20 protein-coding genes are annotated in these 20,961 nt (G+C 66.3%); 15 read left to right on the top strand and 5 right to left on the bottom strand.

Going from position 1 to position 20,961, the window contains the following annotated elements:
- The first annotated feature begins 43 nt into the window (after window positions 1-43).
- The 9 genes from O0J73_RS09325 to O0J73_RS09285 all read left to right on the top strand — a co-directional run bounded on the left by O0J73_RS09325 (window position 44) and on the right by O0J73_RS09285 (window position 9,342).
- A complete protein-coding gene (locus O0J73_RS09325; RefSeq protein WP_308308566.1) occupies window positions 44-1,240 on the top strand; it encodes an argininosuccinate synthase in 1,197 nt (398 codons plus the stop codon).
- A gap of 87 nt (window positions 1,241-1,327) precedes the next feature.
- On the top strand, window positions 1,328-2,416 hold the full coding sequence (locus tag O0J73_RS09320) for an acetylornithine deacetylase (RefSeq protein ID WP_006457090.1): 1,089 nt from the start codon (window positions 1,328-1,330) through the stop codon (window positions 2,414-2,416).
- Window positions 2,417-2,441: 25 nt separating this feature from the next.
- Entirely contained in the window at window positions 2,442-3,770 is a 1,329-nt protein-coding gene (locus O0J73_RS09315) for an acetylglutamate kinase (protein WP_006457088.1), read from the top strand.
- 3 nt (window positions 3,771-3,773) lie between these two features.
- Window positions 3,774-4,376, top strand: a complete 603-nt coding sequence (locus tag O0J73_RS09310; RefSeq protein ID WP_308308565.1) for a GNAT family protein — start codon at window positions 3,774-3,776, stop codon at window positions 4,374-4,376.
- Window positions 4,373-5,326, top strand: a complete 954-nt coding sequence (argC, locus tag O0J73_RS09305; RefSeq protein WP_308308564.1) for an N-acetyl-gamma-glutamyl-phosphate reductase — start codon at window positions 4,373-4,375, stop codon at window positions 5,324-5,326. The genes O0J73_RS09310 and argC overlap by 4 nt, the downstream gene beginning before the upstream one ends.
- Before the next feature lie 20 nt (window positions 5,327-5,346).
- Window positions 5,347-6,642 carry an argininosuccinate lyase gene (argH, locus tag O0J73_RS09300; protein ID WP_308308563.1) on the top strand — a complete coding sequence of 432 codons (1,296 nt, stop codon included), beginning with the start codon at window positions 5,347-5,349 and terminating at the stop codon, window positions 6,640-6,642.
- Entirely contained in the window at window positions 6,642-6,905 is a 264-nt protein-coding gene (locus O0J73_RS09295) for a YciI family protein (protein WP_006457079.1), read from the top strand. Before argH ends, O0J73_RS09295 begins: the two co-directional genes overlap by 1 nt.
- 11 nt (window positions 6,906-6,916) lie before the next feature.
- On the top strand, window positions 6,917-8,074 hold the full coding sequence (gene proB / locus O0J73_RS09290) for a glutamate 5-kinase (RefSeq protein ID WP_308308562.1): 1,158 nt from the start codon (window positions 6,917-6,919) through the stop codon (window positions 8,072-8,074).
- Window positions 8,071-9,342 carry a glutamate-5-semialdehyde dehydrogenase gene (locus O0J73_RS09285; RefSeq protein ID WP_308308561.1) on the top strand — a complete coding sequence of 424 codons (1,272 nt, stop codon included), beginning with the start codon at window positions 8,071-8,073 and terminating at the stop codon, window positions 9,340-9,342. The genes proB and O0J73_RS09285 overlap by 4 nt, the downstream gene beginning before the upstream one ends.
- Before the next feature lie 138 nt (window positions 9,343-9,480).
- Here the strand turns inward: O0J73_RS09285 and pgaD are convergent, their stop codons facing one another.
- The 5 genes from pgaD to O0J73_RS09260 all read right to left on the bottom strand — a co-directional run bounded on the left by pgaD (window position 9,481) and on the right by O0J73_RS09260 (window position 16,667).
- Complete coding sequence (gene pgaD, locus O0J73_RS09280) at window positions 9,481-9,951, bottom strand: poly-beta-1,6-N-acetyl-D-glucosamine biosynthesis protein PgaD (protein WP_008266968.1); 471 nt, start codon at window positions 9,949-9,951, stop codon at window positions 9,481-9,483.
- Window positions 9,948-11,204, bottom strand: a complete 1,257-nt coding sequence (pgaC, locus tag O0J73_RS09275; protein WP_308308560.1) for a poly-beta-1,6-N-acetyl-D-glucosamine synthase — start codon at window positions 11,202-11,204, stop codon at window positions 9,948-9,950. The genes pgaD and pgaC overlap by 4 nt, the downstream gene beginning before the upstream one ends.
- A 1-nt stretch (window position 11,205) precedes the next feature.
- Window positions 11,206-13,092, bottom strand: coding sequence for a poly-beta-1,6-N-acetyl-D-glucosamine N-deacetylase PgaB (gene pgaB / locus O0J73_RS09270; RefSeq protein WP_308308559.1), 1,887 nt, complete (start codon window positions 13,090-13,092; stop codon window positions 11,206-11,208).
- 1 nt (window position 13,093) lies between these two features.
- Complete coding sequence (gene pgaA / locus O0J73_RS09265) at window positions 13,094-15,121, bottom strand: poly-beta-1,6 N-acetyl-D-glucosamine export porin PgaA (protein WP_308308558.1); 2,028 nt, start codon at window positions 15,119-15,121, stop codon at window positions 13,094-13,096.
- A 340-nt stretch (window positions 15,122-15,461) separates the two neighbouring features.
- On the bottom strand, window positions 15,462-16,667 hold the full coding sequence (locus O0J73_RS09260; RefSeq protein WP_308308557.1) for an MFS transporter: 1,206 nt from the start codon (window positions 16,665-16,667) through the stop codon (window positions 15,462-15,464).
- A 323-nt stretch (window positions 16,668-16,990) separates the two neighbouring features.
- Here O0J73_RS09260 and O0J73_RS09255 point away from each other — a divergent pair, with 323 nt between their 5' ends.
- The 6 genes from O0J73_RS09255 to O0J73_RS09230 are packed head-to-tail and all read left to right on the top strand — an operon-like array spanning window position 16,991 to window position 20,585.
- Window positions 16,991-17,413, top strand: coding sequence for a PAAR domain-containing protein (locus O0J73_RS09255; RefSeq protein WP_308308556.1), 423 nt, complete (start codon window positions 16,991-16,993; stop codon window positions 17,411-17,413).
- Between the two features lie 12 nt (window positions 17,414-17,425).
- Window positions 17,426-17,884, top strand: a complete 459-nt coding sequence (locus tag O0J73_RS09250; RefSeq protein ID WP_308308555.1) for a DUF4123 domain-containing protein — start codon at window positions 17,426-17,428, stop codon at window positions 17,882-17,884.
- Window positions 17,884-18,219, top strand: coding sequence for a hypothetical protein (locus O0J73_RS09245; protein ID WP_308308554.1), 336 nt, complete (start codon window positions 17,884-17,886; stop codon window positions 18,217-18,219). The genes O0J73_RS09250 and O0J73_RS09245 overlap by 1 nt, the downstream gene beginning before the upstream one ends.
- An 8-nt stretch (window positions 18,220-18,227) precedes the next feature.
- The gene (locus O0J73_RS09240; protein WP_308308553.1) at window positions 18,228-19,319 is read left to right on the top strand and encodes a Tox-REase-5 domain-containing protein; all 1,092 of its coding nucleotides are present in this window, start codon (window positions 18,228-18,230) and stop codon (window positions 19,317-19,319) included.
- A gap of 18 nt (window positions 19,320-19,337) precedes the next feature.
- Window positions 19,338-19,775 (top strand): Imm52 family immunity protein, encoded by a 438-nt coding sequence (locus O0J73_RS09235; protein ID WP_308308552.1) that lies wholly within the window; start codon window positions 19,338-19,340, stop codon window positions 19,773-19,775.
- A gap of 54 nt (window positions 19,776-19,829) precedes the next feature.
- On the top strand, window positions 19,830-20,585 hold the full coding sequence (locus O0J73_RS09230) for an Imm52 family immunity protein (protein WP_308308551.1): 756 nt from the start codon (window positions 19,830-19,832) through the stop codon (window positions 20,583-20,585).
- Window positions 20,586-20,961 lie beyond the last annotated feature (376 nt).

Genomic DNA, 20,961 nt, shown 5'->3' with positions numbered 1-20,961 from the left:
GTCGGCTCTACCGAAATCTCATCACCAAGTGGACCTGACCCCCATGAGCAACAAAGACGTCGTCCTCGCCTTCTCCGGCGGCCTCGATACCAGCTTCTGCGTGCCGTACCTGCAGGAGCGCGGCTACAACGTGCACACCGTGTTCGCCGACACCGGCGGCGTGGATGATGAGGAACGCGATTTCATCGAGAAGCGCGCCGCCGAGCTGGGCGTGACCAGCCACCAGACCGTCAACGGTGGCCCGGCCATCTGGGAAGGCTTCGTCAAGCCGTTCGTGTGGGCCGGCGAAGGCTACCAGGGCCAGTACCCGCTGCTGGTCTCGGACCGTTACCTGATCGTCGATGCCGCGCTGAAGCGTGCCGCCGAGCTGGGCACCAACATCATCGCCCATGGCTGCACCGGCATGGGCAATGACCAGGTTCGCTTCGACCTGGCGGTGAAGGCGCTGGGCGACTACCAGATCATCGCGCCGATCCGCGAGATCCAGAAGGAACACACCCAGACCCGCGCCTACGAGCAGAAGTACCTGGAAGAGCGTGGCTTCGGCGTGCGCGCCAAGCAGCAGGCCTACACCATCAACGAGAACCTGCTGGGCGTGACCATGTCCGGTGGCGAGATCGACCGTTGGGAAGCCCCGGGTGAAGGCGCGCGTGGCTGGTGCTCGCCGCGCAGCGAGTGGCCGGAACAGGCGCTGGCCGTGACCCTGAAATTCGTCGAAGGTGAAGCGGTTGAACTGAACGGCAAGGCGCTGCCGGGCGACCAGATCCTGGCCCAGCTCAACAAGCTGTTCGCCCCGTACGGCGTCGGCCGTGGCGTCTACACCGGCGACACCGTGATCGGCCTGAAGGGCCGCATCGTGTTCGAGGCGCCGGGCCTGGTTTCGCTGCTGGCCGCACACCGCGCGCTGGAAGATGCCGTGCTGACCAAGCAGCAGAACCGCTTCAAGCCGGACGTGGCGCGCAAGTGGGTGGAGCTGGTGTACGAAGGCTTCTACCACGACCCGCTGAAGACCGACATCGAAGCCTTCCTGAAGTCCTCGCAGGCCAAGGTCAACGGTGAAGTGGTGCTGGAAACCCGTGGCGGCCGCGTCGACGCGGTGGCGGTGAAGTCGCCGCACCTGCTCAACACCAAGGGTGCCACCTATGCGCAGTCGGCGGACTGGGGCGTGGAAGAGGCCGAAGGCTTCATCAAGCTGTTCGGCATGAGTTCCACTGTCTATGCGCAGGTCAATCGCGGTTGACCTGTGACGGTAGTGCCGGCCGTTGGCCGGCATTCACCACCGACATCGTTGCCGGCCAGCGGCCGGCACTACCAGGATTGTTGATTCATGCTTGAACAGACGCTCGATCACCTGCAGGCCCTGGTGTCCTTCGACACCCGCAACCCGCCGCGTGCGATCACCACCGGTGGCATCTTCGATTACCTGCGCGCGAACCTGCCCGGGTTCAACGTGGAAGTGATCGACCACGGCGCGGGCGCGGTCAGCCTGTACGCCGTGCGCGGGACGCCGAAGTACCTGTTCAACGTGCACCTGGACACTGTGCCGGACTCGCCGCACTGGAGTGCCGACCCGCATGTGATGCGCCGGCTGGACGACCGCGTGGTCGGCCTGGGCGTGTGTGACATCAAGGGTGCTGCTGCTGCGCTGGTGGCGGCAGCCAATGCCAGCGATGGCGATGCCGCGTTCCTGTTCTCCAGTGACGAGGAAGCCAACGATCCGCGCTGCATCGCTGCGTTCCTGGCCCGTGGCCTGCCCTATGAAGCGGTGCTGGTGGCCGAGCCGACCATGAGCGAGGCGGTGCTGGCGCACCGTGGCATCAGTTCGGTGCTGATGCAGTTCGCCGGCCGTGCCGGCCACGCGTCCGGCAAGCAGGACGCGGCGGCCAGCGCGCTGCACCAGTCCATGCGTTGGGGCAACCGCGCGCTGGACCATGTGGAATCACTGGCCTCGGCCCGCTTCGGCGGGCTGACCGGCCTGCGCTTCAACATCGGCCGTGTCGAGGGCGGGATCAAGGCCAACATGATTGCGCCAGCCGCGGAAGTGCGGTTCGGTTTCCGTCCGCTGCCGTCGATGGACATCGACGCGCTGCTGGCGACCTTTGCCGGGTTCGCCGAACCGGAGGCTGCCGTGTTCACCGAAACCTTCCGTGGCCCCAGCCTGCCGGCCGGTGACATCGCCGAGGCCGAGAATCGTCGCCTGCTGGCGCGCGACGTGGCCGATGCGCTGGAGCTGCCGATCGGCAACGCGGTGGACTTCTGGACCGAGGCCTCGCTGTTCTCTGCCGGCGGCTACACCACCCTGGTCTTTGGCCCGGGCGACATCGCCCAGGCCCACACCGCCGATGAGTTCGTGACGCTGGAGCAGCTGCAGCGCTACACCGACGCCGTGCATCGCATCATCGCCGCCGGCGCCTGATTCTTCCCTTTCCGACGAAACCGAAATGTCTCCTGCCCTCCAGCCTCACCGCCAGACCCGCCAGACCATCGTGCGCCTGCTTTCCAGCATGGCCAGCGCGAAGGAGATCAGCCAGTACCTCAAGCGCTTTTCGCAGCTGGATGCCAAGCGCTTCGCCGTGGTCAAGGTCGGCGGCGCGGTGCTGCGCGATGATCTCGACGCGCTGACCTCCTCGCTGTCGTTCCTGCAGGAAGTCGGGCTGACCCCGATCGTGCTGCACGGCGCCGGCCCGCAGCTGGATGCCGAGCTGTCTGCCGCCGGCATCGAAAAGCAGACCGTCAACGGGCTGCGCGTGACCTCGCCGGAGGCGCTGGCGATCGTGCGCCGGGTGTTCCAGCAGTCCAACCTGCGCCTGGTCGAAGCCCTTCAGCAGAACGGCGCGCGCGCTACCTCGATCACCGGTGGCGTGTTCGAGGCCGAATACCTGGACGTGGACACCTACGGCCTGGTCGGCGAGGTGAAGAAGGTCAACCTGGCACCGATCGAGGCCAGCCTGCGCGCCGGCTCGATTCCGGTCATCACCAGCCTGGGCGAGACCGCCGGTGGCCAGATCCTCAACGTCAATGCCGATTTCGCCGCCAACGAGCTGGTACAGGAGCTGCAGCCGTACAAGATCATCTTCCTGACCGGTACCGGTGGCCTGCTGGACGAGGCCGGCAACGTGATCGATTCGATCAACCTTTCCACCGAATACGACCACCTGATCGCGCAGCCGTGGATCCACGGTGGCATGAAGGTGAAGATCGAACAGATCAAGGATCTGCTCGATCGCCTGCCGCTGGAATCGTCGGTGTCGATCACCCGTCCGGCCGACCTGGCCAAGGAACTGTTCACCCACAAGGGCTCGGGCACGCTGGTGCGCAAGGGCGAGAAGGTGCTGCGCGCCACCGCATGGGAGCAACTGGACCTGCCGCGCCTGAAGCAGCTGATCGAATCCAGCTTCGGCCGCACCCTGGTGCCGGACTATTTCGAGAAGACCAGGCTGCTGCGCGCCTACGTCAGCGAGAACTACCGTACTGCGGTGATCCTCACCGATGAAGCCGAAGGCGTGTACCTGGACAAGTTCGCCGTGCTGGACGATGCGCAGGGCGAAGGCCTGGGCCGCGCGGTCTGGAACGTGATGCTGGAAGAAACGCCGCAGCTGTTCTGGCGCTCGCGCCACGGCAATCCGATCAACCACTTCTACTACGCTGAGTCCGACGGCTGCTACAAGCAGGATCACTGGAAGGTGTTCTGGTTCGGCGCCGATGGCATCGATCGCATCAAGACCTATGTCGATCACTGCGCCCAGCGCACCCCGAGTCTGCAGGGCTGAGCGATGAACAACCCGGACGCCTGGAACACCGTCCCCACACTGCGCGGGCAGCACGTACTGCTGCAGCCGCTGCAGCTTGAGCACGTCCCCGGCCTGCGTGCCGCGCTGGAAGGCAGCGGCCTGGACCAGCTCTGGTATACCCAGGTGCCGTCGCCGGAGCAGGCCGAGGCCTATGTGCAGGCCGCGCTGCAGGCGCAGGCCGAAGGCAAGGGGCTGCCGTTCGTGATCCGCGATGCTGCCGGTGACATCATCGGCAGCACCCGTTTCTACGACATGGACGCCAGCGTGCCCAAGCTCAGTCTCGGCTACACCTGGTACACGCCGCGCGCACAGCGCACCGGTGCCAATACCGAAGCCAAGCTGTTGCTGCTGCAGCATGCCTTCGAAGTGCTGGGCTGCATCAGCGTAGTGCTGGAAACCAGCTGGTTCAACGCCACCTCGCGCACCGCCATCGCCCGCCTCGGCGCCAAGCAGGATGGCGTGCTGCGCAACCACAAGCGGCATGCCGATGGCACGCCGCGCGATACCGTCATCTTCTCCATCATCGACGCGGAATGGCAGGGCGTGAAGCGCCACCTGCAGTACCGCCTGGACCGTCAAGCATGAACGATTCGACTTTCACCCTGGGCATCGTCGGCGCCCGTGGCCATACCGGCGCCGAGCTGATCAAGCTGGTGGCCGCACACCCGCGCCTGAAGCTGGCCTTCGTGTCCTCGCGCGAGCGCGCCGGGCAGCGCCTGTCGGACCATCACCCGGAGTTCCAGGGTGACCTGCAGTACGAGAACCTGGATGCCGACGCGGTGGCCGCCAAGGGCGTGGACGCGGTGATCCTGGCCCTGCCCAATGGCCTGGCCGCCCCCTTCGTGGCAGCGCTGGAAGCGGCCAGGCCGGAAACCGTCATCGTCGATCTCTCGGCCGATTACCGCTTCGACAACAGCTGGTACTACGGTCTGCCGGAGCTGACCCGCAACCGCTACAACGGCCAGAAGCACATCAGCAACCCGGGCTGCTATGCCACCGCGATGCAGCTGGCAGTGCATCCGCTGCTGGACCTGCTGGCTGGCCCGCCGCAGTGCTTCGGTGTCTCGGGTTACTCCGGTGCCGGTACCACGCCGTCGGACAAGAACAACGTCGAGCTGCTGGCCGACAACCTGATGCCGTATGCGCTGACCAACCACGTGCACGAGCGCGAGGTGTCGGTGCAGCTGGGCGTGGCTGTCGAGTTCATGCCGCACGTCGCACCGCATTTCCGTGGCATCACGCTCACCGCCAACCTGTGGCTGAACCGCGTGCAGACCCGCGAGCAGATCGTCGAGCGCTTCCAGCAGGCCTATGCGGGCGAGCCGCTGATCGAGGTGGTGGATGAAGCGCCGTGGGTCAGCCGCATTGCCGGTCGTCATGGCGCCCAGGTCGGTGGCTTCACCCTGGCCCCGGGCGGCAAGCGGGTGGTCGTGGTCGCGACCCTGGACAACCTGCTGAAGGGCGCGGCCACCCAGGCCATGCAGAACCTCAACCTCGCGCTGGGCATCGACGAACTGACGTCGATCCCGCACTGAACACGCATTCCGGAGCCCCCATGGCAGACCTTCTTTGGCAGAAGCCCGGCGTCGCCGTCGACGCACAGATCCAGACCTTCCTCGCCGGCGACGACGTGATCCTCGACCGCGAGTTCTTCCTGCACGACATCGCCGCCAGCGCCGCGCATGCGCAGGGCCTGCAGCATATCGGCATCCTCAGCGCCGACGAACTGGCCGGCCTGCTGCGCGAACTGGAGGTGCTGGCGCAGGACTTCCGCGACGGCCGTTTCGTGCTGGACACGCATTACGAAGATGGCCATTCGGCGATCGAAGCGCGGCTGACCGAGCGCCTTGGCGACGCCGGCCGCAAGATCCACACCGGCCGCAGCCGCAATGACCAGATCCTGGTCGCCACCCGCCTGTGGCTGAAGGAAAAGCTGCAACGCGTTGCCCAGCTCAGCGCCGACGTGGCCAAGGTCGCGCTGGACCGTGCGCAGGCCGAAAAGGACCTGCCGATCCCCGGCTACACCCACATCCAGCGTGCCGTGGTGTCCTCGGCCGGCATGTGGTGGGCCGGCTGGGCCGAGGCCTTCATCGACAACGCCATCCGCGCCCGCGACACGCATGCGCTGGTGGATGCCAATCCGCTTGGCACCGCTGCCGGCTATGGCGTGAACCTGCCGCTGGACCGTGAACACACCACTGCCGCGCTCGGCTTTGCGCGCATGCAGATCTCGCCGATCTACGCGCAGCTGTCGCGCGGCAAGTTCGAACTGGCCGCGCTGGAAGCGCTGGGCGGCGCCACGCTGGACCTGCGCCGCATCGCCTGGGACCTGTCGCTGTTCACCAGCGCCGAATTCGGCTTCGTCGCATTGCCGGCGCAGTACACCACCGGTAGTTCGATCATGCCCAACAAGCGCAACCCGGACGTGATCGAGCTGATGCGCGCGACCCACGCCAGCGTCGCCGCCGCGCGGACCGAGATCGAGCAGCTGCTGTCGCTGCCGTCGGGCTATCATCGCGACCTGCAGTCGTCCAAGGGCGCCATCTTCCACGGCTTCGGTCGCGGCCTGTCGGCGCTGGAACTGCTGCCGGCGCTGCTGGCCAACCTGGAATGGCGCGACGACAAGGTTCGCGCGGCGATCGACTCGGGCATGTACGCCACCGATGTGGCGGTGGAAGCGGCGGTGGCCGGCGTGCCGTTCCGCGAAGCCTACAAGGCCGCCGCGGCGGGCGCCGACAGTGCAGGGCAGGGCCGCACGCCGGAAGGCAGCCTGGCCGCACGCGTGTCGCCGGGCTCGGCCGCCGACCTGCGCCTGGATGAGCTGCGCGCGCGCTGGCAGGCGCTGGCCTGATGGCGGGCACCGTCTACCTGGTACTGGCCATGCGCCGGCCCGATTTCAACGCCGCCGCCGTGCAGCCGCACCGTGACTTCCTCGATGCGCTGCAGGCGCAGGGCAAGCTGCAGCTGACCGGCGGCTTCGCCGATGGCAGCGGCGGCGCCTATGTGCTGTGCAATGTCGAGAGCCTGGCGCAGGCGCAGGCCATCGTCGCCACCGATCCGCTGGTGACGATGCATGCTTCCGAGCTGACCGTGCACGAATGGACTACCCGCTGAGGCCCTGACCGATGACCCTGCACGCCGCCGCTGTCGCCTCGCCGTTCCCACAACAGGCGTTGCCGCCCTGGCGGCGCGCGGTGCTGAAGGTCGGCAGCAGCCTGCTGGCCGCCGATGGCGGCGGCCTGTCGCCACGCCACGCGCTGGGCCTGGCCCAGTTCGTCTCGGCCAACGTGCTGGCCGGGCGCGAGGTGGTGATCGTGTCTTCCGGTGCGGTTGCGGCGGGGCGCGCGATCCTGCCACGTGCCGATGAGCCCGGCGCCGCAATGGCGGCACGGCAGGCGCTGGCTGCGCTGGGCCAGGCCCAGCTGATCGGCCTCTGGCAGCGCTTCTTCGAACGCCCGGTGGCGCAGGTGCTGTTGACCCACGACGACCTGCGCAATCGCCGTCGCTACCTCAACGCGCGCGCCACGCTCACCGAGCTGTTGCGGCTGGGTGCGCTGCCAGTGGTCAACGAGAACGACACGGTGTCGGTGGACGAGCTCAAGCTCGGAGACAACGACAACCTGGCCGCCACAGTCGCCGCACTGGTCGATGCCGATGCGCTGTTCATCGCCACCGACATCGATGGCCTGTACAGCGCCGACCCGCGCACGGCCGCCGACGCACAGCCGCTGCACGACGTGCCCGAACTGGATGAGGCGGTGCTGGCCATGGCCGGTGGCGCCGGTTCGCGTGCCGGCACCGGTGGCATGCGCACCAAGCTGGAGGCAGCGGCGAAAGCCGGCCGCCTCGGCATCGAGACCTACCTGTTCAATGGCCGCAGCGGTGACGTGGTGCGCGCACTGGCGCAGGATCGCCTGTATGGCACCCGCATCCACGCCGCGCGCAGCCGCGAGGCGGCCCGCAAGCACTGGTTGAGGCATGCGCCGCTGGCCGAGGGCGCGATCATGATCGATGCTGGTGCGGCACAGGCGATGCGCGAGAAGGGCGCTTCGCTGTTGCCCGGTGGCATTACCGGCGCGGACGGCGGGTTCCGCCGTGGCGACATGGTGCAGGTGTGCTGGGACGCACCGCAGGGGAGGGTCTGCATCGCGCGTGGGGTCAGTCAGTATGCAGCCGATGACGTGCGCCGCATCGCTGGCCGTCATTCGCGTGATATCCAGGCCCTGCTCGGCTACAACTACGGCGGCAGCGTTGTCCATCGTGACGACCTGGTACTGCCATGACCGGATTGAAGGACATCCCGATGAGCGGAATCGAAGCGCAGGCGCGTGCCTGCCGTGACGCGGCCCAGGTGGTCGCCGGCCTCGACAGTGAAGCGCGACGCGCCCTGCTGCTGGCGATGGCCCAGGCACTGGAAGTGAATGCCGGGCTGATCCTGGCCGGCAACGCGCGCGACCTCGCCGCTGCGCGCGGGAAGGGCGTGGGCACTGCCATGCTCGATCGCCTGGCATTGGACCCGCCGCGCCTGTTCGCGATGGCCGAAGCCGTGCGCGAAGTGGCCGGGCTGCCGGACCCGGTCGGCCAGGTGACCCGTGACGACGTGCGCCCGAACGGCATCCGCGTGCAGAAGGTGCGGGTGCCGCTGGGCGTGATCGCGATGATCTACGAGGCACGCCCGAACGTGACCGCCGAAGCCGCCGCCCTGTGCCTGAAGGCTGGCAATGGCGTGATCCTGCGCGGCGGTTCCGAGGCGATCCATTCCAACACCGCCATCGCCCACGCGCTGGCCGGTGCCTTGCAGGCCAACGGCGTACCGCCGGCGGCGGTGACCGTGCTGACCGATCTGCGCCGTGAAGCGATGCTGGAGCTGCTGCAGCTGCATGAGCTGATCGACCTGGCCATTCCGCGTGGCGGCGAAGGCCTGATCCGTTTCGTCGCCGAGCATGCGCGGGTGCCGGTGATCAAGCACTACAAGGGCGTCTGCCATCTGTTCGTGGACGCCAGTGCAGACCTGGACAAGGCCATCGATCTGCTGGTGGATGGCAAGTGCAGCCGCCCGGCCGCCTGCAATTCACTGGAGACGCTGCTGGTGCACGGCGACGTGGCCGATGCATTCCTGCCACGCGTGGCACGGGCGCTGGGCGAGCGCGGTGTGCAACTGCGTGCGGACGAGCGTGCCCAGCCGCAGTTGCCGGACAGCCGCGCCGCCACCGACGAGGATTACGCCGCCGAGTTCCTCGACCTGGTGCTGGCGGTACGCGTGGTCGACGATCTTGATGCGGCCATTGCCCACATCCGCCGCTATACCTCCGACCACACCGAAGTGATTGCCACCGAAGACAGCGGCAATGCAGAGCGCTTCGTCAACGCGCTGCGCTCGGCGGTGGTGATGGTCAATGCCTCCTCGCGCTTTTCCGACGGCGGCCAGCTCGGCCTGGGCAGCGAGATCGGCATTTCCACCACGCGCCTGCATGCCTATGGCCCGATGGGCCTGGAAGCGCTCACCGTCGAGCGTTTCGTCGTGCGCGGCGAAGGGCAGACGCGCAAGTAGATCCACGCCATGCGTGGATGCTCCTCGTGGCGGACATCGGTGCCGACCAAGGTTGGCACCCACCGGAGAGAACGCCGACCAAGGTTGGCACCCACCAAGGCAGGTGCCCCCCAGGTCGGCGCCTGACGGGCAGCGGGGCTACACCACCTCGCGGCGGATGCCGATCGGCCGTGCATGCTCATCCATGTGCAGCGTGGCGGCCTTGCATCCCATCAGGCGTTCGGCCAGGCCGGTGCTGGCGCCCAGATCGGCCGCGACCTCGTTGAGGCTGGCCAGCGGGCGTGGCAGGCGCCGGTCGTGGCCGCGGAAGCGTGCACGGTTGTACTCGGCCCAGCCGATCAGCAGCACGCTGGCGCACAGCAGCATCAGCGGCAACGCCACCAGCACGTACGGATCGAGCTGGTTCTGCCGCTCATACAGCTGCTGCCACGCCAGCTGGCCGCCAATCAGCCACGACAGCAGGGTTACCAGCGGCGCCCACAGGTAGAAGTAGAAGCCCCAGAATGCCAGGGTGACGAAGCCCCAGGCCGTGCGCTGGAAGCGAGGCTGGCGGTGCGGCTTGCGGATCGTCCGCGAGTCGAAGCGGTTGGATGGGCGTTGTGCGTTCATCGGATTCCCCGGTCAGGGCTGGTCCAGGTGGCGCGCTTGCGGCGACGGCGCAGCAGCGTCTTCGGCAGCGCCACCAGGGTGGTGGAAAGGCTGATCAGCCAGTACGCCATCGGGTACCAGATGACCCAGAAATAGTTGCGTCCAATCTGTGTTTCGTAGCGCCGGTCGATGATCAGGCTGCTGGCGAACTGCAACAGGCAGACCAGCGCCAGGATCACGCCATGCCATTCCGGCAACAGGCTGACGATGTGCAGCTGCGGGGGCAGCTCGACGAACTTTCCCAATGCCCACAGCAGCACGATGAACAGCATGGTGTAGGCCCACACCACGCTCAGCACATACTCCAGCAGCACCCCCCACATGCGCCGTTCCTTCCAGTGCAGCAGCGACCGCGCATGCCGCAGCATCACTTCCACGCCGCCCTGCGCCCAGCGCAGCCGCTGCCGCCACAGGCCCTTCAATGTTTCCGGCATCAGGATGAAGCACAGCGCGTTCGGCTCGTAGCGGATGTCCCAGTGTGCGTGTTGCAGGCGCCAGCTGATGTCGATGTCCTCGGTGACCATGTCATCCGACCACCAGCCGACCTGGTGCAGGGCGGTACGGCGGAAGCCGGCGATCACCCCGGAGATGGTGAAGATGCGCCCGTACACGCGCTGCGCACGCTTGATCATGCCGATGATCGATGAGAATTCGGCCACCTGCAGGCGACCGAGCAGGGTCGAACGGTTGCGGATGCGAGGATTGCCGGTCACTGCACCGACCCGGCTGCCACTGGCAAGGTGCCAGACCATCCAGTGCAACGCGTTCTCTTCCAGCATCGCGTCGCCGTCGATGCACACCAGGTACTCCGAGCGCGCCGCCAGCGCCCCCATGCGCAGCGCATTGGCCTTGCCCAGGTTGCGGTCCAGGTGCAGCACGCGCAGCCGTGGGTGCCGGGCCGCCAGAGCGTCCAGGCGAATGCCGGTGTCGTCGCTGCTGCCATCGTCGATGGCGATCACCTCATAGTCGGCCGGATAACGCTGTGCAAGCGCCGCGCCGAGCGTGTCGTCCAGGTTCTCCGATTCGTTGTGGCAGGGGATCAGCAGGGTCGCGAACGGAGGGTCGACCATCAGGGGGGGATCGTTGCGCGGGCGTGAGTGGCGCTCGCGCCGGAAGTAGTAGTAGAGCCCGCCGGACATCCAGAAGAACGCCATCACCATCGGGTAGTAGAAGGCGAACTGGAACAGGATAAGCAGCATGGGATGCATGTCCATGTCACTTCTCCGGGTACGGGAAGTTGCCGGCGGACATCGCCGCACGGGCATCGTGGGTGGAGGGCTGGTCGGCGATGAAGTCGTCCGGATACCAGGCGAAGTGGTGCACGCCCTGCGCCTGCAGCTGGCGGATCTGCGCGCGCAGGCGCTCGGCGGGAATCGGCTGGCCGCTGTTCCAGTCGACGGTCTGCAGCTCGAACAGGGTGTGCTGCAGCTGGGGGTCGTGGCTGCGTACGGCGGCCAGCAGCTGGTCCAGCCAGCGCTCCGGGTGCTTGCTGCCTTCCATCCACGGCATCGCCATCAGCGCAGTCTGGTCGTAGGCCTTGTTGAACAGGTCCAGGCGTTGCGCGAACCAGGCTTCGCTCTGCGGGCGCAGTACGGGCTCGGCATACAGGTTGCGTACCGTTGCCAGCTTAGGTCGCCAGCGCTGGGCGCTGTCACGCAGGGACAGGGTGAAGTCGATCAGCGCCTGGGTGCGCGCGCTGCCGCCGTCGCCGGAGGACAGTGCGGGCAGTTCGGTGTCGCGCAGGTAGCCATCGTCGTGGAACAGCAGGCCTTCAAAGTACGAGTTGACCGCCAGGTCCTCGTAGATGTCGAGCATGATCTGGCGTGCCTTCGGGTTGGTGAAATCCAACCGGTACATGCCATCGGCATCGCCGCTTTGGATTGCCAATGCCTTGCGCTGTACCGGGTCGGGCAGTTCGAAGCCGAGCACCGGCAGCCATGCGTAGACCTTCACCCCGGCGCGCGATTTCAGTTGCCACGCGACGCGGCTGAACAGGTCCGCGCGCATCGGCATGTGGCGGTTGGGGAAGTACAGCGCATCGGCGGTGTTGTTGCCGTCGGGGTCGGCAAACGCCTGCAGGTAGACGTGGGTCGGCGCGATGCGCTTGACCCGCTCGATCAATGCATCGAGATTGCGCGCCTGCTGTGCCGGGTCGGGGTCATACACATCGTCCAGGTCGATCTGCAGCGCGCGGATGCCATCGAGCGCGACGTCGCGGCGCAGTTCGTAGGCCAGGCCCTCCACGGTCGGATTGTCACTGACCAGGAAGCGCGCCAGCCCGTGCAGGTCGCTGGCCACCGGTGTGCTGCGGCCTTCCAGATCGAATGAAACCGGCATGCCCAGCTGCTCGGCGATGTCGTTGCTCAGCTGGTTGTAGGCGGCATACGGCCAGACAATGGCCCGTGGGCGTACGCCCAGGTGCTGCTCGATACGCTGCACGCTGCGCGAGAGGTCGGCACGCAGGCGTTGTTCGTACTGGGCTTCGCTTTCGTAGCTGTGGGTGGCCGGGCTGTAGACGCGGGTCACCACCGCCGGCGTGGAGTTGCCCTGCGGATTGGCGAGCACGCCGTGATGCAGGTCATCGGTGTGGCTGGCCACTTCGATCAGGCCACTGTCATGCATCTGTTTCAGCTGTGCCCAGGTGACGAAGTCGTCACGCCCGAACGGGCGGTAGCCATAGTCGATGGTGCGCCCCGGCGCCATGTCCACGTAGTCGGTGATCACCGCCACCAGCGCCGGATAGCGGTAGGCCTGGAGCAGGGGGAAGGCCTTGTCATAGACACTGCGCAGGCCGTCGTCGAAGGTCAGCAGCACCGGCTTGGGTGGCAGCGTGGCGCGGCCCTGCGAGGCCTCGATCACCTGCGACAGCGAGACCGGGTGGTAACCGTGCGCGCCCAGCCAGTCCAGGTGCGCGGCGAAGTTCTGCGTACTCACCGCATAGGTATCGGCATCGCCCTTGGCGGCCACCTGGTCGCGGATGTCGTGGTAGCTGAGGATCAGCAGACCATTGTCGATCGCATCGAGATGCAGGGCCTGCTGGGCGAAGGCTGGCGATGCAATGGCCAGCAACAGCAGCACGATCAGTCGCAGGATGTGGGCCATGTCAGTCTCCCCAGCGCAGTGCAGCTTCGAAGCCGATATGACGCTCGCGATGGCCGTCGTAGACCGGCCGCGACCAGCGCACGCCGTACTCGAACACGCGTCCGGGCCCCAGCTGCCATTCGTGCATGTAGGACACCGACGGCACCAGCGCACTGCCGAAGCCATCCTGCCAGTAGTCGCCCAGCGAGACCGTCAGCCGGTGCCGGAAATGGCGCTCGTAGTGACGCCACAGCTGCTGGTCGATACGCAGGCCGATCTCGACCATGCGGTCGCGCTTCGGGTTGAAATAAGGCGCGTCGTCGCGGCTGCCGCGACTGGCGTACGCGCTTGCCAGTCCATCGACCAGCCAGCGCGGACGCGTCAGCAGCCGTTGTTCGAGGCCGGTACTGACCAGTTCGCGATGGTTGCCATCGTCGTAGCGGAAGCGGCTGGCGCCGAACATCCAGTGGGTCAGCTCGCTTCGACGGTAGTCCACCTGTGCGCTCACGCTGTCGGCAGTGATACCGGCCACGCGGGCCTGCATCGAGGCTTCCGGATCATTGCGAGCGGCTACCAGCCTGGCGTGCCAGTAATCATTGAACTGCCAGCCGACGCCTACGCGCAGGCCGGTGTCGCCGATGTGGTCATTGGCGCGCAGCGCCGCGGCTTCCGCATCCAGCCGGCCGAAGCGGTAGCGCACGCCAGCCCCGAGCCAGAGCGGGTCGATGCGCTGGTCCTGGAAGTCGATCGAGCGGCGGTCGGCGAAGGCGAACAACCGCCAGCGGTCATCCAGCATCGGCGATTCGACTTCAACGCCGTAATGGCGATCGTTGTTGCCCAGTGGCGACGTGCCGCCGCCGCCCGAGCTGCGGCCGATGTCGGTCCATGCCTTCAGCTGCCAGCCGCGATGCGCGCGCCACGCCTGGTCCATGCGCTCGACCGCGGGTTGGGTGGGGTAGCGCGCGATCAGATCGTCGTGCAGCGGCCGTGCCAGGTCATCACGCTGCAGGGCGACGTAGGCTTCTTCCATGCCCAGGCGGGCTTCGATGTCACGTGGGTCCAGCGCATGTGCCATCTGCTGCCGCTGCAGCGCCCGGCGTGGCCAGCCGCGCATCATGTACACGCTGCCCAGCGCACTCTGCAGCCCACCGTTGCCGGGTGCGATGTCGACCATCGATTCCAGGTCGTGCTGTGCGGTGCGCAGATCGCCACTGTAGGCGCGCACCATCGCCAGGTTCAGGTCGGCCTCGTAGCGTGACCAGTTCGGGTACGGTGATTTGCCATTGCTCCAACGCCACGCCGGCTCCTTGTCGCGCCAGGCCTGCAGCAGGTCGATGGCCTTTTCCTGTTGTTCGCTTTCCAGGTAGGCATAGGCCAACTCCGAATGCGAGGCGTCGCGGGTCGGGTCGCCGGCCACTGCGGCCTGCAGCACCGGAATGGCTTCCTGCGGGTGCAGGGTACCCATCAGCGAATCACCCAAGGCGGGCAGCACGTAGTCGGGCAGGGTGTGGCCTTCGGCCTGCAGCGCGCGTGCTTCCTCGCGCACCTGCGCATGTCGGCCCAGGCGGTTGAGCAGGATCAGCCGGTCCATGCGGATGCGCAGCGGCGCCTGCGCCGGCGGCGTGCCTTCGCCCCCCAGATAGCGCTGCATGCGGGCCAGGGTTGATTCGGCCTCCTCCAGGCGGCTGTCTTCGCTGCTGCTGTAGGCCAGGCTCCAGACCACCAGCTTGGCCAGGTAATCCCCTTCCAGGCGCTGCTTCTGGGCAGCGTCGAACAGCTGCGGGCGCTGCTGGTAGAGCTCCCAGGCCCGCCACGCGTTGCCGATGTCGCCCAGGGTCAGTACGCGCAGCTTGAACAGCAGATCGTCGTTGGGCTGCTGCTGGCTGGCGCGTTCGATCGCACCCAGCGCATCCAGCCAGCGGGCCTGGTCGCGGTAGCGGCCGATCTCGGCCAGCGCCGCTTCGCGGTCGGGCGGGGCAGCGCTGCTGGTCCAGGCCAGCGCGGTGCAGGCAAGGCCGACGCAGAGCGCCAGCCGGCGGTGGACAACCATTGGGGACCCCCTTGGCTTCCGAACCAGACAACCATGAAAACTGTGACGCACATCACATGCCAGCTTTTGGCGTGGCCGTGGCCCGCGTCACTCCCTTCGTGCATGCCGCCCTGCAAGGGCGGGTACAACCCGGACAGCGACCTGCAATGTCTTGTCTGAAACGAAAGTCCCCCGCACACCGAGTGGTGGCCCGGGCGGCGGTGCCGCCCCCATGCCCGATGCCGGCACGCGGCAAGGATGGGCATTCGTGGGCACTATCCGCCGGGAATTGTCAGTCCGGCGTCAAAATGCGCGTGAAGGCTACGCGCCTGTGGTCGGGGCCGGCAGGCGGCCCGCAGCATCACCAGAGGTCTTCCAGTTTGCGCGGCTTGCAGGCCACCCAGGAAGCACACAGCATCAGGGTGGCGCAGCCGAACAGGAAGCTGAACGGGAGGGTCCAGCCGTCGCTGACGGTGTGCAGCCAGCCGACCAGGAACGGCCCCAGGCAGCTGAAGCTGTAGCCCACGCCCTGCATGAAGCCGGAAAGCGCCGCCGAACCGGTCGGGGTACGGGTGCGCAGATTGATCAGGGTCAGCGCCAGCGGGAAGGTGGATGGGCCGACGCCCAGCAGGCAGGCCCACAGCAGCGGTGCCTTCATCGGCGCCAGCAGCAGGCCGGTGAAGGCGATCACGAAGGCGAAGAAGCCGACCAGCACCAGCGGGAACGGGTTCTGCAGGCGCACCGCCATCGACGGAATCACCAGCGAGGGCAGCAGGCCCAGGGCCGAGAACACCGCCACCATCACGCCGCCGAAGGCGGGCGTGCCACCGGCCTCGACCACGATGCGCGGCAGCCAGGTGAACATCGAATAGGTCATCAGCGAGGTCATGCCGAACATCAGCGTCATGCCCCAGCCCAGCGAGGTGCGCCAGACCTTGCCATGCGGCTGCGCGGTCGGATCAGTGGCATCGGCCTGCGGCTTCGTCGCGCGCGTGGCCAGCACCAGCCACGGCAGCGCGGCGGCCAGCGCCAGCAGGGCCCACATGCCCAGCGACACCCGCCAGCCCGCGGCGTTGGCCACCGGCACCGCCAGCAGCGCCGGCAGCATCGTGCCCAGCTGCAGCACGCTGATGTAGAGCGTGCTCATGGTGCCGACCTTGTTGGCGAAGTAACGCTTCACCAGCGGCGGCACCACCACGTTGCCGATGCCCATGCCGGCCAGTGCCAGCACCGAACCGAACAACAGCGAGCCGACATTGCCGGCGCCGGAGCGCAGCAGCAGGCCGGCCATCGCCATCACCATCGCCAGCAGCGTGGTGCGCTCCAGGCCCAGGCGTCGCGCCAGTGCAGGCGTGGCCACGCCGAACAGCGCGAACGAGGCGGTCGGCAGCATGCCCAGCACGCCGGTCATGGTGGTGCCGAAGCCGAACTGCTGGCCGAGCACGTCCAGCAGCGGCGTGATCGAGGTGACGGCGGTGCGCAGGTTGATCGCGGCCAGCAGGATCGCGGCGAACGCGAGGACGCGACCGTGCAGCAGCGACGGCGAATCGGAAGGGGAGGAACTCATCGGTGGTCCTTGCAGGTGTCGCATGCCGTGTCTTGGCGTGCAGCGCCGCACCGGGCTGTGCCGGCGCGGTGGGTGGGGGAAGGCCCATTGTACGTGGCTGGCGGGGTGAGGTCCCGTCGGCGCGATCTGTCGCGTTCTGCATAGCCGGGTGAGGGCGGCCAGTGCACCATGGATATGCGCCGTGATCCAGCCAACCCCTTGCGTTGCGGGCCATTGCGCGCGTTTGGCCGCGGCATGCACGCCGTGATGGTCGCCGCAATGAAGTGCAGGGGGTGTGGGGCGTTGCTAGGTTCGGGCCACATCCATGGGCGAAGGATTGCAGGGTGGCAAGGACGTTGATTGTGGTGGGTGATGCAACCACGGGCGGTGGCAGGGTCATCTGCGGATCGCCGGTTACCGACATCGAGGGCATGCCGGTTGCGCGGGTGGGCGACAAGGCCACCTGCCCCAAGCACCAGCGCGTGGCCACCATCGTCAGTGGCGACATCACGCTGACGTTTGAAGGCCAGCCCGTCGCACGCCATGGCGACAGGCTCTCGTGCGGCTGCTCGCTGATTGCCGGCAAGCAATCCCGCGTCTATGTGGACATGGGCGGGGGATGTGGCGGGGCTGACGGTGTCTGGCCCGCCGCTGCTGCCTCGGATCTGGCCCCGTTGCCCGTAGCGCTGCAGGCTGCCAAGGAGCCCGTGTGTGAGGAATGCCTGCTGGCCGCTTCGCGCTCCGGCGCACCGTTCCTGGGCCGCTGAATGAATCGATACGTGATTGTCGACGCAGCGGCGTACGCCGACACGCCCAAGGCGCTGGCCTGGTACGCCCAGGACCTGCCGCACCGGTCCCTGTTGGCGCGCCAGCCCGAGGCTGCGCACGCATCCGTCGGCTCGTGGCTGCTGCAGTTGCCCGCGCAGTCCCACACCCAGGTGGATGGATGGTTGCGGGCGCTGGAACTGGACAAGCCGGTCGTGGCCTGGCTGCGCAGTGAGGTCGGCTTTGAAGCCGTGTTCCAGCACCTGGAGGCCTGCCTGGACCTGCGCCGCCCCAACGGCACGCTGGCACTGCTGCGCTACTGGGATGGCCGCGTGTTCCTGCGCTTGCAGCGGGCCTTCACGCTGCAGCAGCGCAGGCAGCTGATGGGCCCGCTGCGGCAGTGGCGCTTCCAGATGCTGGGCCAGCACTACGCCCTGGAACGTGACGCGCTGTATGCAGCGGAGATTGGTTGATGTTTGAGATCAGCGAAGAGCAGGAGGCCCTGCTGCGCCTGCCTGACCCCTCCACTTTCTTCCCGTTGTTGTGCCGGGAGATTCGCGAGGACTACCCCGGCAGCGTCGGTCATCTGAGCGATGGGGCATTGATGGATGAGGTGGTGCGAAGCCATGACCATGCAGCCTACGTGCTGCGCATCACCCACCTGCCGGTGCTGGTGCGCTGGGTGAAGGCGGACGTGGCGTGGGCGCGCGGCTTGCGGGCCGTCCCGGCAGCGGACATGTGGATGCGCAGCGCAGAGAACCCGAATCTGGCAGCGGCGGATCTGCTGTCGAATCTGGCAGGACACTAAGAGCAACGATGGGCACCAGAATCATCGGCCCGCGGCCCTGGCTTGGGCCCGGCATGGGAGGCGGTAACGGCAGCGTGGATGAAGACGGCAATCCGGTGGAACCCTATGGCGGGCCGACCACCGGTGACGTGGCCGATGGCATTCGCGATGTGGTGGGCGATATCCAGCAGCGGGTGCGCGGCAAAGCCAAGCCGGATGCGCGCGCTGAGCCGACGGCGAAGGCGCGTGAGGTGGACTGCTCGCAGATGCCCGACGAGACCGCGTGCAACGAGTGCCTGCTGAAGGAGGGGTTCATTGGCCCGCCCCGCACCGGGCGCTATGTCACCCGGCGCAATCTGATCAACTACGAGTACCAGCTGTACATCGCCAACCTGCGCTCGGCACCGCTGCGCTTTGGATTCATGGTGGCGGACAAGGCCGATCCGGCGCGGACGTTCTTCTCAGTGGATACGTTGTTTGATTACCTGCACCGGAAGGGGTTCTCCCGTACCGCGCAGGAGTGGCACTTCAACGCCTGTGAGTTTGACGGGTTCTGGTTGAAGGACTGCACGGTGGTGGAGGCGAAGGGGAGGTATGACCATTTTCTTGATGAAGAAGAACAGCCGAAGTACAGGTTTGTGGTGCCCAGTGTCTTTCAGCCATGGAGGGAGCAGATGATTCGGCAGCGCGCGGCGATTGCGATTGCTGAGCCTCAAGGAAGGCTTGTATGGTGCTTCATGCAGAGAAGGGCAATGGCAGCAGCCATTGAATTTGCTCGACTTGATCCGTTGATTTGCAGATATGAGCCATTTCGGGGGGGGCGGTATATGATCATACGAGCTCAAGCCGATCTGTGGACAGCGCCTGTCGCGAAATCTCCGCGCGAAGTGCTGCGATTGGCTGTGGAGATAACTGAGAAACTGGCGCGGATGCATCCCTTAATGAAAGGATGGTATGCGCTTCCTTCGAGTCAGAAAGAGAAGACTCTCTCCTTGAATGATTCGGAAGAGCTCTTGACTCGGATGGAACGGCATGTCGAGAAGCGTCGCCAGCGATTTGGTGACTATTCGGAACTCGGCGCGTCCTTGAGTCTCGCCAACGTCGATAACGACCGCGACTAGCGTAAACCGGGAGTGGTTGTGCTCCAGTTGGACCCGACAACTGGATTTAATGCTTTCAGTATTGAGGGTCTTGAGCCGTTTGGGGATGCGACGTCTCTGCTAGTGCTCAATGTGCTGATCGAGCTGGTGGAGGCATTGCGGCCGACGTTCGCCTGTACGAATGTCAAAGCCAGAACGCCCGAGAAGGGCCTTGTGACATATCAGATGAGCCGACGCTTGTATCAACACCGACAGTTCTTCGGTTGGATGGGCTTCGTGCCCGCGCAGATCACCCACGCGCAGATACGCGACGCGCATGCCGTCCACCCGGTCGATGGCCTGGGTACGGTCATTGTCTCGGTGCCGGGCGTGTTTGACCCCACCGACGACGCACAAGTGGACAAGGTGCACCGCGTTGAAATGGATCTGGCCAGCTACGATCTGTTGCCGGTCACCGATCCTCACTTCAAGGGCTGAGCACGACCGCGGCCAGCCTGACCGTCGCGTCAAGTACGAACCTTATGCTGGGGAATGCGCTTGATTATTAGTGTTCAAGCCAATCTGCGAACGACGCCCGTTGGCAGGTCCGCTGAGGAAGTGCTGCGGTTGGCTGTGCTGGCGACGAAGGCTCTGGACCCACTCTATCCATCCCTCAAGGATTGGTTTGCACTGCCGCCGAGCCGCAAGAGTAGGTATGTGCCTATCGGCGAGAGGGAGGCGTTGATAGAGCAGATGAGGCGGGACATCGAGAAGGATCGTAGGAGTTTCGGTGACTTCGAAGGTCTTGGCGCTTCGCTCAGTTTGGCCAACGTGAACAACGACCGCGACTGGCGCGAGCCTGGTTTAGCCGTGCTCGGCATAGATCCGACAGCAGGTTTCAACAAATTCCGTCTGGAAGAGCTTCAGGCTTTTGGAATGGAGGCGCCCGATCTCATGCTCAAGGCATTGGTCGAGCTGGTGAAAATAGTAAGGCCCTCGTTCGCGTGCGTCGATGTGAAGTCCAGAACGCCCGAGAAGGGGCTTGTTTCATATCAAATAGACCGGCGCCTGTATCAACACCGTCAGTTCTTCGGCTGGATGGGATTCGTTCCAGCTCAGGTTGAGCACGCGCAGCTCCCGGATGCGCACGCTGTCCATACCGTCGATGGCCTGGGCACTGTGATCGTCTCGGTGCCAGGTGTGTTTGACCCCGCCGACGACGCGCAGGTGGACAAGGTGCATCGCGTCGAAATGGATCTGTCCAGCTACAACCTGTTGCCGGTGACCGATCCTCACTTCAAGGGCTGAGCACAGCCACGACCGGCCCGCACCCACGCGAAGCGCCTCCGCCGCGCGCAGGGTGACGTAATCCGCACGATCCCCATCCTGCCGCGCGGCACAACGGCGCCTGCGGCTTAACACCTGCCAAGCCATTGCGCCCCTAGGTTCTGGACGTCCGCAGGGGCTGTGCAACAATGTCGCGAATCGTACGAATTGTTGCAGTGGCGCGTTTGCCCATTGGCACATCGTACGTTGGCGTTTACACCTTCGCATGCCACCGGAAAAGGGTGGCCGGGACTGCAAACCCGAGCTTCAGCGTGTTTTACGCTTGCCAGCCCGGGTGGCGTTCCCCCGGGGCCGCGGGGATTTCCGCCCCGGGGCAATGGGGGGGGGGGGGGGGGGG

This window comes from Stenotrophomonas sp. Sm6012 (assembly GCF_030985895.1).
In the GTDB taxonomy this organism is placed as follows: Bacteria; Pseudomonadota; Gammaproteobacteria; order Xanthomonadales; family Xanthomonadaceae; genus Stenotrophomonas; species Stenotrophomonas forensis.
This window is presented reverse-complemented; position numbering and strand designations above follow the sequence as displayed.